12 protein-coding genes are annotated in these 10,812 nt (G+C 54.7%); 6 read left to right on the top strand and 6 right to left on the bottom strand.

What is annotated here, in order from left to right; genetic code table 11:
- Positions 1-2,251, top strand: a 2,251-nt coding sequence (gene ileS / locus ACWVCN_RS01655; protein ID WP_455243770.1) for an isoleucine--tRNA ligase, incomplete at its 5' end; no start/stop codon positions are given.
- On the top strand, positions 2,248-2,772 hold the full coding sequence (gene lspA, locus ACWVCN_RS01650; RefSeq protein ID WP_455243769.1) for a signal peptidase II: 525 nt from the start codon (positions 2,248-2,250) through the stop codon (positions 2,770-2,772). The genes ileS and lspA, both read left to right, overlap by 4 nt.
- 102 nt (positions 2,773-2,874) lie before the next feature.
- Here the strand turns inward: lspA and ACWVCN_RS01645 are convergent, their stop codons facing one another.
- Positions 2,875-3,753 carry an undecaprenyl-diphosphate phosphatase gene (locus ACWVCN_RS01645; protein ID WP_455243768.1) on the bottom strand — a complete coding sequence of 293 codons (879 nt, stop codon included), beginning with the start codon at positions 3,751-3,753 and terminating at the stop codon, positions 2,875-2,877.
- Between the two features lie 262 nt (positions 3,754-4,015).
- Between ACWVCN_RS01645 and ACWVCN_RS01640 the strand changes: the two genes are divergently transcribed.
- The 4 genes from ACWVCN_RS01640 (at position 4,016) to ACWVCN_RS01625 (ending at position 8,148) form a co-directional block, all read left to right on the top strand.
- A complete protein-coding gene (locus tag ACWVCN_RS01640) occupies positions 4,016-4,711 on the top strand; it encodes a helix-hairpin-helix domain-containing protein (RefSeq protein WP_455243767.1) in 696 nt (231 codons plus the stop codon).
- A 148-nt stretch (positions 4,712-4,859) separates the two neighbouring features.
- On the top strand, positions 4,860-6,122 hold the full coding sequence (locus ACWVCN_RS01635; protein ID WP_455243766.1) for an efflux RND transporter periplasmic adaptor subunit: 1,263 nt from the start codon (positions 4,860-4,862) through the stop codon (positions 6,120-6,122).
- A gap of 79 nt (positions 6,123-6,201) precedes the next feature.
- Positions 6,202-6,912 carry an ABC transporter ATP-binding protein gene (locus ACWVCN_RS01630; RefSeq protein ID WP_455243765.1) on the top strand — a complete coding sequence of 237 codons (711 nt, stop codon included), beginning with the start codon at positions 6,202-6,204 and terminating at the stop codon, positions 6,910-6,912.
- On the top strand, positions 6,913-8,148 hold the full coding sequence (locus ACWVCN_RS01625; protein WP_455243764.1) for an ABC transporter permease: 1,236 nt from the start codon (positions 6,913-6,915) through the stop codon (positions 8,146-8,148).
- Between the two features lie 43 nt (positions 8,149-8,191).
- On the opposite strand, the gene ACWVCN_RS01620 is transcribed toward ACWVCN_RS01625, so the two are convergent.
- The 5 genes from ACWVCN_RS01620 to ACWVCN_RS01600 all read right to left on the bottom strand — a co-directional run bounded on the left by ACWVCN_RS01620 (position 8,192) and on the right by ACWVCN_RS01600 (position 10,684).
- The gene (locus tag ACWVCN_RS01620; RefSeq protein WP_455243763.1) at positions 8,192-8,596 is read right to left on the bottom strand and encodes a RusA family crossover junction endodeoxyribonuclease; all 405 of its coding nucleotides are present in this window, start codon (positions 8,594-8,596) and stop codon (positions 8,192-8,194) included.
- 155 nt (positions 8,597-8,751) lie between these two features.
- Positions 8,752-9,192 carry a division/cell wall cluster transcriptional repressor MraZ gene (locus tag ACWVCN_RS01615; RefSeq protein ID WP_455243762.1) on the bottom strand — a complete coding sequence of 147 codons (441 nt, stop codon included), beginning with the start codon at positions 9,190-9,192 and terminating at the stop codon, positions 8,752-8,754.
- Positions 9,193-9,208: 16 nt separating this feature from the next.
- Positions 9,209-9,379 (bottom strand): helix-turn-helix domain-containing protein, encoded by a 171-nt coding sequence (locus ACWVCN_RS01610; protein WP_455243772.1) that lies wholly within the window; start codon positions 9,377-9,379, stop codon positions 9,209-9,211.
- 135 nt (positions 9,380-9,514) lie between these two features.
- Positions 9,515-9,859, bottom strand: a complete 345-nt coding sequence (locus ACWVCN_RS01605; RefSeq protein WP_455243761.1) for an FmdB family zinc ribbon protein — start codon at positions 9,857-9,859, stop codon at positions 9,515-9,517.
- Between the two features lie 3 nt (positions 9,860-9,862).
- Positions 9,863-10,684: a phosphoribosyltransferase family protein gene (locus ACWVCN_RS01600; protein ID WP_455243760.1), complete on the bottom strand. Its 822-nt coding sequence runs from the start codon at positions 10,682-10,684 to the stop codon at positions 9,863-9,865.
- Positions 10,685-10,812: the final 128 nt, after the last annotated feature.

Here is a 10,812-nt window from a genome sequence, read left to right as displayed (position 1 = left end):
GGACCAAACGGCGCTTGCCGAAGCCGAAGTCGAGTACGAAGACCATACGTCACCCTCAATTTATGTGAAGTTCCCGCTGGTGACTCCCCCAAAAATTCTTTCTTCAACATCGGTCTTTCATCTTGAATTTCCGGCAGACGTCGAACGTGCATCGGTCGTCATCTGGACAACGACGCCATGGACGCTTCCGGCAAACCAAGCGGTCTGCCTTCATCCGGACATCGACTATGTGTTTGTTCAGGTCGGGAAAGAAGTGCTGATTCTCGCCGAGAAACTGTTGCCCGATGTGGTTGCAAAATGCCAGCTTTCTGGTCACCGGGTGCTCGGTACCAGAAAAGGTAGTCAGAATTTTCATGGACTGGAAACCCACAGGCCGGTCAGCACCGGCCTTTCACCAATATTACTCGGTGACTTTGTCACTCTCGAGCAGGGGACAGGCTGTGTGCATATCGCGCCGGGTCACGGCATGGATGACTACATTCTTGTGTTGGAGCACAATGCCAAGGCGTCGCCCGGAGAACGACTCGAGATTCTCGCGCCGGTTGATAACGCGGGTCGGTTCACGGACGTTGTGAAGGAGTTTGCCGGCCAACATGTCTTCAAGGCCAATCCTGGGATTGTTGAGTTGCTCAAGGCGAACGGGAAACTGCTGGGGCATGGATCGGTCGGCCACTCCTATCCCCACTGCTGGCGCTGCAAGAGCCCGGTCATCTTCCGGGCCACCGAACAGTGGTTCGTCTCGATGGAAAAGAACGACCTCCGCCAGGAGACTCTGGCGGAAATCAACCGGGTCCAGTGGATTCCGCCCTGGGGGAAGGACCGGATCAACGGCATGATCGCCAATCGTCCCGATTGGTGCCTCTCCCGTCAACGTGTCTGGGGCGTGCCGATTCCCGGGTTCACTTGTACCGGCTGCCGACATGTATCAGCTGATCCCGCCGTTATCGAACACATTGCTTCTGTGATGGAGACTAAAGGAGCCGATGTCTGGTTCGAACAGACTGCCGCCCAGTTGCTGCCTGCTGGAACAAAGTGCCCTCAATGCGGCAGGAATGATTTCGAAAAAGAGCATGACATCTTGGATGTCTGGTTCGAGTCTGGCGTGAGCTACGCGGCGGTGCTCAAACCAAGGAAGTGGTGGCCGGCGGATCTTTACTTGGAAGGGTCGGACCAGCATCGTGGCTGGTTCCACAGCGCGCTCTTAGCCGGGGTCGTCACGGATCGGCGAGCTCCCTATAAGGCGGTGTTGACACACGGCTTTGTTCTTGACGGGCAGGGGAAGAAGATGTCGAAGTCCGCCGGCAATGTCGTCGCGCCCCAGGATGTTATTAAACAATCGGGTGCGGAGATTTTGCGTCTCTGGGTCTCAGCGCAGGACTATCGGGAGGACTTGCGCATTTCGACGGAAATCCTGACCCATCTGATCGAAGCCTACAGGAAGATCCGCAACACGTGTCGATTTCTTCTGAGCAACCTGTACGACTTCGACCCGACGATGCACCGAGTCTCCTACGACCAACTACCGGAACTTGATCGTTGGGCATTGATGCGACTGGAAGAGTTGAAGAAGAAGGTCAGTAAAGCCTATGAGGAGTGCGAGTTTCACACGATCTATCACGCCCTCAATAATTTCTGCTCGGTGGACCTCAGCGCGATCTATCTCGACATTCTCAAGGACCGCCTATACACGTTTCGCGCTGACTCACCTCTGCGGCGCGGTTCTCAGACCGTCCTATACGATATAATTGTGGCAATGACCAAGTTGATGGCACCGGTGCTTAGTTTCACGGCAGATGAAATCTGGCGTTCACTCTCAAGGCAGATCGGCGAATCGTTAGGGCCTGTCAGCGTCCACCTGAGTGAATTCCCTGAGGCATGTCCTGAATGGTCGGACTCCAAGTTGGCGGAGCGATGGGAGAAGCTCCTGGGGTTCCGAACGCTTGTGCAAGGTGTTTTGGAAGTGAGCCGGAGAGACAAGGTGATTGGCTCTTCGCTCGAAGCAGCGGTGGAGTTACGAGCGAACGCCAGTGACCTGGCGTTCCTCAAATCGTATGAACGGGATCTTCCGACGGTCTTCATCGTGTCGCAAGTGAATCTGATTGCAAGTGGCGAACCGACTGCTCTTCTTGGCATTGTGGCCAGCAAGTCATCGTATGGGAAATGCGAACGCTGCTGGAATTATCGTGAAGCGGTGGGGGCGCAAGAGAACCATCCCACACTCTGCGATCGCTGCGTGGAGGCCGTAACGTGAGTCGAGGAACTCGGTATGTTCTTCTCGCCATGATCGGTCTTGCCGTTGTTTTCGTCGATCAAGCGACGAAACAGTGGGTGATGCAATCCATGAGATTGCACGAGTCGATCACGGTGATTCCGAATCTCTTCAGCCTGACTTATATTCGAAACCCCGGAGCTGCATTCGGGCTGCTAGCGGGCAGCAGCAACGCCTTTCGGATGGTGTTTTTCGGCATTACCTCGCTGTTTGCCCTGGCATTGCTCGGTACCATTTTGGTTCGCTTGCCCGAAAAGGACTGGGTGGGGCAGTTGAGTATTGCGGGGATCTTGGGCGGCGCAATCGGCAATTTGATCGATCGCCTACGATTCGGCGAAGTGATCGACTTTTTAGACGTGTACATCGAATCCTACCACTGGCCGGCTTTCAATGTGGCGGATTCTGCCATCAGTGTCGGGGTCGTCTGCCTCATTATCCATTTCGCACTGGAGCGGAAAGAAACGCCGCTTCCCACACCTGAAACACCTTCTTCTTCCGTGTAACCGTCAGGTGCATGAGGAAGGATGAGGCCCTCCGTCATTCCCTCTCGCACTGGTAACAAACACGCAGACGGTATCTGAGGAGGTCTTTGGACCGGCGCAGCGTTACAGACCGAATACGTAGAGAACTATCAGTCCCATTACAATTCGGTAGTAGGCAAAGGGTCTGAGCGTGTGGCGTTTGACGAACGTGAGAAATGCGGCAATGACGATCCAGGCGACCACAAACGATACCACGAGCCCGATTCCCAACGCGATGTAGTCATCAGGGCGGAACAGACCGCGCGATTTCCACATTTGATAGCAGGTCGCCACGATGAGGGTTGGGAGTGCCAGAAAAAAAGAGTATTCCGTGGCGACTTTTCGATCCAAGCCGGTGAGCAAGCCGCCGATGATGGTTGATCCGGAACGTGACATTCCAGGAATCAATGATGCACATTGGGCCAATCCAATGAGAACAGCATTGCGGAGACCGACCTGTTCGAGTTGCTGGATCTTCGGCACAGTGCGACGCGCCTCCACAATCAGGATGATGAATCCCCCTAGGATCGAAGTGACGGCGACTGTCTGGGGGCTGAAGAGATGGGATTTGATCCAGCCATGGGTGACAAACCCGACCAGGCCTGCCGGCAGGAATGCAGCGCCCAGGCCCAGGATGAACCAGAGGTGGGGGTGTTTCTCCATAGAAAGTGTCAACGCACGACTCCAAGACTGCTGCGCTCCCGAGGCCAGCGTTCGGCGCAATTCGCCTTGTTCGCTAACGGCGTTGGAAAGTAAGGTTTTCAGTTTCTCCCGTTCATAGACGACGACGGCGAGAATGGCGCCAAGCTGGATCGAAATTTCGGCATTGGAGGCGACATCTCCGGTAAACCCGAGTGCGTGACCGACCAAAATGAGGTGTCCGGTCGAGGAAACGGGCAAAAATTCTGTCAGGCCTTCGACGATGCCGAGAACAACTGCGAGGGCCGGGCCCCATTCGTTCATGAGGGTCCTTGTCGACGAGGTGTACGAGTGCGAAGCGGATGTGAATCTTGGGCATAATCACAAAGTGTTTTCGTTCAGTCAAGCGGAGTGAGGAAATCGGCAGCTGACATCATGCTGTAATTGCCCGTGGGCATCAGGGCTGTAATTCAGTTGACAAAGTTTCGAGCTTGGCATACAGAGTAATACACGTAGACAAATGTTGTGCGATAAGTCGATTCCGGTGATTGGGCGCCGAGTGCGTCTGACTCAAGGGGAGGATCAGATGAAATCTGTGTGGATGACGGCAGTTGCCATGGTTGGAGCTCTGTCATTGGTGGGCTGCGTCGCGGAAAGCAAATATCAAAACGCGTTGTCGGAGGCCGAATCGGCGAAAACTGAACTGGCGACGACGCGGGCTCAGAAGAGCGCGTTGGAGCAGCAAGTGAAGACGCTCAAAGAGCTCAATGTGAAGTTCGGAAATGAAGCCCAGGCTGCACACGATGAGCTCGAGCGTATACAGTACGGGCGGGATAAAGAACGCGCGAGCATCGAAGCCCGGACAAAGGAACTTGAGAGCAGGGTTAAGCAGTTGGCCTCACAGAATCGTGCATTGCGGCAGGAATACGATGATGCCAAACGTCATAACGAAACTCTGAAAGCTCTTGTCGCACGCTACCAAAAAGAGTTGAAGGATCAATCCCGTTCGACGACAGGTTCTCTTGCTCCTTCGATGACGCCAGCCCCGGCTCCAAGCTCATCTCCTGCGCCGTCTGCTTCTGCTCCAGCATCAAGAGCCTTGATGAACCTGAACAAAGCCTCGTCCAGCGAGATGGTGTTGTTGCTCGGTCTTTCAAAAGATGTCGCGGATCGCATCATCAATAACCGTCCATATAAGGTGAAGGGTGAATTGGTGGCGAAGAAGCTGGTCTCAAAAGAGACGTTCGACATGATCAAAGACCGCATCAGCGTCAGTCAGTAAGACCGGAGACGAGTTTGACGAGTCGGCAGGCCGTCCACTTCTCAAGTGGGCGGCCTGTTCTGTTTTGACGACTCGCACTATAGGTGATTCCCATGAATCTTCTTGTTACAATGAGCGTTATAATGGCTGCGAATTGGAGGGAGAGACGATGCGCCGGGGCTTGATGATCGTCGCCGTATTAGGCGTGGGTTTGGCGATCGCGGGCTATGTATTCTTCAACGGAGAGCGAAAAGAGCCGATCCGATATCGGACGGCGACCGTTGAGCGAGGCGAGATCATTTCCCTCGTCACGGCGACTGGCACGATCAACCCGGTGGTCGCTGTACTAGTAGGCACGCAAGTATCCGGCATGATTAAGAGTCTGCATGCTGATTTCAACTCCAGCGTAAAGGCCGGCGAAGTTATCGCCATCATTGATCCCGAGCCATTCAGGGCTCGCCGTGACCAGGCTATCAGCAATCTAGAAATGGCGAGAGCGAACCTCGCGCGCGCCAGGACCGATCAAGCGCAGCGAAAACGTGAGCTGCAGCGCGTGAAGTCACTTGCCGCACAGCAGTTCGTCTCGCAAAATGATGTGGATGTCGCCGTGACAAATGCGCAAGGCGCTGCTGCGCAAGTCAATGTGGCGATGGCTCAGGTCAAACAGGCAGAGGCCTCGCTGAATGCCGCTGAATTGGAGTTGAAATATACGACGATCCGCTCGCCGGTCGATGGCATTGTGGTGGCGAGAAATGTTGAAGTCGGTCAGACCGTCGCAGCGAGTTTTGCCACGCCGAATCTCTTTCTCATTGCGAATGATCTGACGAAGATGCAAGTCGATACTAATGTGAGCGAATCGGACATCGGCGGGATTACGGAGGGGAAAGACGCCACCTTTACCGTAGATGCCTATCCCGGCATTCCGTTTTCGGGAACGATCCGCCAGGTCAGGCTTGCACCGATCAACGTCCAAAACGTCGTTACCTACAACGTCGTTGTCGGTGTGGATAATAAGGATCTCCGCTTGAAGCCGGGGATGACCGCTAACGTGTCAATTGTTGTGGCACAACGTGAGGATGTGCTGAAGGTGCCGAATGCTGCGATCCGGTTCATACCGCCCAAGTCGGACCAAAATGATTTCAGTCGTGGTGAGCGACGCGTCAGTCAGGTCGAAGGGGCAGGCCGAGTCATTCCAAGCGGAGGAACCGGAGCTCCCTCACGGACTCTCTGGAAGCACGACGACAAAGGCGAGTTGAGCTCAGTAACAGTTCAAACCGGCATTTCCGATGGCATTGCTACCGAGATCCTGTCCAACGAGCTCTCTGAGGGCGACGAGGTTATTGTAGGAATTGTACAATCTCGGGGGGGCAGGCGAGGTAGCGAATTGCCTCCAGGGTTCGGATCGAGTCGTCAGCGACGCTCTCGTAGGTAGTCGGAGCATGTGATGTGTTGAGAAGCTTAAGCCTGAAGTCCAGCAAGAAGCTTTCACCTCCGTCCGAATCTCTCCTGCCATGGCTCCATTAATCCAATGTGAAGATCTCTGGAAGGTCTACCGTGTCGGCGACGTGGAAGTCCATGCCTTACGAGGCCTTAGCCTGACTATCCAGCATGGAGAGTTTGTCGCTGTCATGGGATCGTCCGGCTCCGGAAAGTCGACGCTGATGAATATCCTAGGTTGTCTCGACCACCCTACTCGTGGCCTCTATTTGCTCAATGGTATCGATGTAGGAAAGCTTCGTCCGGACCGGTTGGCGGAGATCCGGAATCAGCAGATCGGATTCGTGTTTCAGAGCTTTAACCTGATTCCGCGAACAAGCGCTATCGAAAACGCACAGTTGCCGTTGTTCTACAGAGGGCTTTCTCTCAAGGAACAGCGAGCTAAGGCGGCCACTGCTCTTCACCGAGTCGGACTCAGCGGCCGGGAACACCATTATCCCACGCAACTCTCCGGTGGGCAGCAGCAGCGGGTGGCAATTGCCCGTGCTCTCGTTACAACCCCTGCTCTCCTGTTGGCGGACGAACCGACAGGCAATCTGGATACGCAGTCCAGTCGGGAAATCATGGGGTTCTTGGACGATCTAAACCGTGAGGGGATCACCATCATCCTCGTGACCCATGAAGTCGACATCGCCGCCTATGCTCATCGCGAAATCGTTATCCAGGATGGACAGGTTTTGAGCGATCGTGTGACAAAACGGGGATCTCGGACAATCGAGGTGTAGATGGGCGCGTTTATATGGCTCACGGTGCTGACGGCGTTGAGGATCTTAGGGCGCAACCGCCTACGGGCCGGATTGACGATGCTGGGTATCGTGATCGGCGTGGCTGCGGTGATCGCAATGGTCAGCATCGGGGAGGGGGCGAAGCGCGCGGTTCAAGCGCAGATCGCGACAATGGGAACCAATGTGATAATTATTTTCCCGGGGTTTACTTCGGCCAGCGGCGTGCATGGAGGACAAGGTTCCGCTGTTACACTGACGGTATCGGACGCCATCGACTTGAAAAAGCGAATTCCTCTATTGGCTGATACGGGCTGGGCCAGGAGGGATGTGATGCAGATTATCAACGGGAACCGAAATTGGAATGGTCCTGTGAATGGGATTTCTCCGAGCTATTTGACGATCCGAGATTGGTCTTTCACGAGCGGGGGACCGTTCACGCAAACAGATCTTGATAGCGCAGCCCGAGTTGCTTTGGTCGGGCAGACTGTCGTCGAGAATCTATTTGATCCGGGAGAGGAGCCGGTCGGGGCGACGATACGTATCAAAAACGTGCCGTTCCGCGTTATCGGCGTCCTCGCTCCGAAAGGGCAGTCCGCTCAAGGTTCGGATCAGGACGATGTCATCTTCATTCCATTTACTACGGCGGAGCGGAAGGTGTTCGGGACTTCTTTTCTCGGATCAGTGGGCGCGTTGTTCGGCACTACCGATCATGTGGATGACCTGCCGATGGCGGCCGAACAAATTCGTGAAGTGTTGCGGGCTCGTCACCGCTTGCAACCAGACCAGCACGACGATTTTACGGTGAGAACACAAGTTGATATCGGGAAGGTGCAGGAAGGGACCAGTCAGACGCTTACAGTGATGCTCTTTTCAATCGCTTCGGTCTCGCTCTTGGTCGGTGGAATCGGGATCATGAATATTCTCTTGGTATCGGTCACAGAGCGGACGAAAGAAATCGGTGTGCGCATGGCGGTCGGTGCCAAACGTCACCATATCGTGATGCAGTTTCTGATCGAGGCGATGACGTTGAGTCTGGTAGGTGGTGCGTTGGGGATCCTGATCGGAGTGGTCGGGGCTAAATTGACGACTGTGGTGGCGGGGTGGCCCACCATAATTTCAGGCGATGTGATTGCTGTGGCGTTTGTGTTCTCGCTCGTGGTCGGTCTCTTCTTTGGATTATACCCTGCGAACAAGGCCTCTCGTCTGAATCCGATCGAAGCCCTCCGTTACGAATAATCCAGCCAATTCTAAGGTTGGCTTGTAAATCTACGGGACGATACTAAAACTTTGTAGTCGTAGCCAAACTCACTTCAATACGGGGGTTGGCTTTGTCGACATGCTTGTACAGGTGAGTCTCAACGATGCGATTGTCGTTGACCCCGAGGCCTTCGCAAAGGGCATCCTGGGCGATCTTGAGCCCGCCGTCAACATCGCGCCGGAGAGCTGATGAAAAGTAGAAGCGGATCGTCAAGGCCAGCGAAGATGCCTGAAGTTTGGAAAGGAGTGCTGTTCGTCGAGGAGTCTCTGCCAAGCTTAACCAGACAAGTTGTCCGACTTGCGACTTGTAGTTTCGTCCCGCAGACGACAGCAGACGCCGGCCATTGACCGTGGCGTATTGATGATTGATGCTTGGCGGAACCGGCAGGGTCAAGGCAAACGATGCGTGCGACGGCTCAAGGTTCATTGGCGACGTCGGAAGTCGCTGTGGTGTGGGAAATATGCTCCGATTAACCGACGCGATTTTGCCGGTGGCGGTGCGACGAGGATTGGGTATGAGTCGAATCGAAAGTTTCGAGTCCGAGAAGCGGGGTGGGCGCCGATAAGTTGGCATGGAAAGGGTCAGAGCAAATTAAGGATCTTTGCCATATTCTGCTCGTATCTCTCCTCAGAGCGAGAGATGTAGCGGCGCCATTCGCTCGGGTTCCAGATTTCCATGCGGTGATAGAGACCTACCAGGATGATCTCCTGATCTTCGTCGAGCGGCACGAGTTTGCGCAAACGACCGGGAATGAGAATCCGTCCGGTCTTGTCGATTTCTGAAGTGCCGGCTTCGGACACGACGAAGTGCATGAATAGGCGGCTCTGTTCTTCGTCCAATGTCGTCTTCGTCCGTTCGAGCACCTTGCCCCATTCTGTCATGGAGTAGATGAGAATAGATTCTTCCGGTCCCTTCAGGAAGACGACTGCCTGCCCCTCTGATTCGACCTGTTCCCGGATCGGCGAAGGCACAATGAACCGACCCTTCTCGTCGACCTTGCAAAGATATTCTCCTGCAAACATCAGTGCAACGTCTCCCTTATGAGGCGAGGGGACCTGTGGTCCGCTCGCGTATCCACTGCTCGAGATCCGAACGCACGAATCGCCATTCTTTACCGAGCTTGAATGCTGGAATTTGGTGATTCTTTAAATAGCGGTAGAGTGTCCGCTGGGTGATCTTCAAGTAGCGACAGGTCTCCTCTGCCGTCATTAACTCGCTCTTGGGGTTTTTGGGCATTGGAAAACCGTCGAGGGAATCTTTTCATGTGCCTTACAGGGCTCCGGACTGCCCACAGATTAGGAAAAACAGCCGGATCTGTCAAGTGAAAATATATGACAGTATATGTTAAATGGCGTCAGATACGTCCATATTCGACGAGTCGGTATCCGGAGATTCCATGGCACCAGCCACATCTTCGCCGAGATCTTCTCCCATCTCATCCCCCATCTTTTTCATGAAGCGCTCCATGCTCTCCGGGTCGCTTTCATCGAGTCCGGCCAGAGTGCCTGGATCGGCAAGGGAGGCCAGTCTTGCCTCTTCGGACTTCGGCGACGCGAATCGGGACAGCAAGCGTTCAAGCCGGGTTCCCTGGCAATGAGTGCAAACAGGTGGTGTGGGATGAGCAAGGCTTAGAACGAGGATAGTGCTACGTTTCTTACAGTCCAGGCATCGGTATTCAAAAAGCGGCATGGATTACAGTCCCAACTGGGAGTTCGGTGTAACAGGGTGCCTGGCTAAGATTCGATCCGGAACCAGGCTCGAGTCGATCGTTCGGGCCAGTGTGATGGCTGATACCGATTCGGCTCCTACCTTTAAAAGAGTCTTGGCACATTCGTTGAGCGTGGCTCCAGTGGTAAATACGTCGTCGACTAGGAGGATGCGCCGACCGATCACGGTGGGTGGGTTCCGGACTGCGAAGGCTCGCCGAAGATTGCGGAGACGCTCGTGGCGGGTCAATGTCGTTTGCGGGTCGGTTGCGACAACGCGAATTAGGGTGGTGGCCAACACCGGGAGGCCCATATGGCGGCCGATCTGGTCGGCGAGCAACAGAGATTGATTGAATTCTCTGGCTCGTAACCGACTCGGATGCAAGGGCACCGGTACGACAACGTCTGCCTTGATTGAGGCGGGCATCGAGCGGATCATGAGAGAGGCGAGGGGTTTAGCCATGCCGACTTTGCCGCGATACTTGAACGAGCAAATGGCATTCTGTAACGGCCGGATATATGGGAAGAGGGTCCAGGCCCGTTGGTAGACGGGAGGCCGTTCAAGGCAGTCCTGGCACTTGTGATCAGGCGTCCATGAGACGGCAGACGACGAGATGAACGGCTGGTCGCAACAGACGCAGGATGGACCGGTCAATGGTTGGATTTCTTCCCAGCAGGGCCGGCAGACGAACGGAATCGGGTCACTGCCCAATATGCGACTGCAGCCGATGCATTCCACCGGCATTATGAATCGCAAGGCCTGACGATACCATTGGATGAAGTGATTGCGCCCGTAGGTTTGTAGCATCTCTATGCTCTGGAATGATTTTGCAGCTGTCTCTATCTTGCTTTTCATCGTCTGTCAAGGTTGTTGCCTGCTAAAGGGGTGTGGTATACGAAATGACTCCAAAAGCAAAGGAGCCCTGCCTTTAGCAT

The sequence above is a fragment of the Petrachloros mirabilis genome (assembly GCF_975968855.1).
The sequence above is the reverse complement of the archived record's forward strand: the minus strand, read 5'-3'. Positions and strand labels throughout refer to the sequence as shown.

What these genes read in the sequence shown, in the direction of transcription:
- ACWVCN_RS01645 (WP_455243768.1), bottom strand. Translation starts at nt 3,753, where the DNA reads ATGAACGAATGGGGCCCGGCCCTCGCAGTTGTTCTCGGCATCGTCGAA.
- ACWVCN_RS01640 (WP_455243767.1), top strand. Translation starts at nt 4,016, where the DNA reads ATGAAATCTGTGTGGATGACGGCAGTTGCCATGGTTGGAGCTCTGTCA.
- ACWVCN_RS01635 (WP_455243766.1), top strand. Translation starts at nt 4,860, where the DNA reads ATGCGCCGGGGCTTGATGATCGTCGCCGTATTAGGCGTGGGTTTGGCG.
- ACWVCN_RS01630 (WP_455243765.1), top strand. Translation starts at nt 6,202, where the DNA reads ATGGCTCCATTAATCCAATGTGAAGATCTCTGGAAGGTCTACCGTGTC.
- ACWVCN_RS01625 (WP_455243764.1), top strand. Translation starts at nt 6,913, where the DNA reads ATGGGCGCGTTTATATGGCTCACGGTGCTGACGGCGTTGAGGATCTTA.
- ACWVCN_RS01620 (WP_455243763.1), bottom strand. Translation starts at nt 8,596, where the DNA reads ATGAACCTTGAGCCGTCGCACGCATCGTTTGCCTTGACCCTGCCGGTT.
- ACWVCN_RS01615 (WP_455243762.1), bottom strand. Translation starts at nt 9,192, where the DNA reads ATGTTTGCAGGAGAATATCTTTGCAAGGTCGACGAGAAGGGTCGGTTC.
- ACWVCN_RS01610 (WP_455243772.1), bottom strand. Translation starts at nt 9,379, where the DNA reads ATGACGGCAGAGGAGACCTGTCGCTACTTGAAGATCACCCAGCGGACA.
- ACWVCN_RS01605 (WP_455243761.1), bottom strand. Translation starts at nt 9,859, where the DNA reads ATGCCGCTTTTTGAATACCGATGCCTGGACTGTAAGAAACGTAGCACT.
- ACWVCN_RS01600 (WP_455243760.1), bottom strand. Translation starts at nt 10,684, where the DNA reads ATGCTACAAACCTACGGGCGCAATCACTTCATCCAATGGTATCGTCAG.